General features: G+C 47.5%; 1 protein-coding gene. It reads right to left on the reverse strand.

Annotation, left to right across the window (positions count from 1 at the left end; genetic code table 11):
- Positions 1-226: phage integrase N-terminal domain-containing protein (locus tag PH562_RS30695; protein ID WP_285177655.1), on the reverse strand; the 226-nt coding region annotated here is incomplete at its 3' end.
- Positions 227-305: the final 79 nt, after the last annotated feature.

Genomic DNA, 305 nt, shown 5'->3' on the forward strand with positions numbered 1-305 from the left:
ACTGGATATAGCTTTGAAGGTGCTTGTCGTTCACATTCGCAAATCGCTGCACGTTGTACTGATCGGCCAGATGCCTTGCAAAACGATCAACGGCCTCCTTGTAACGCTCTCGCGTTTTAATCGATCCTTGATTCACGTGTTTACTTACCTTAGTGACCTGCTGCATCAAGTTTTGATACGTTCCCTGATTCCGTACACCAGGAGGAACCTTTACCTTTTTCCCCATTATGCTCGCCTCTTCTCGGCATACCGAAGTAACAGCTCTTGAAATATCTCCAGCTCGTCACCAGGTGTATCTTCCCACC

The organism is Rhizobium centroccidentale (genome assembly GCF_030182565.1).
In the GTDB taxonomy this organism is placed as follows: domain Bacteria; phylum Pseudomonadota; class Alphaproteobacteria; order Rhizobiales; family Rhizobiaceae; genus Rhizobium.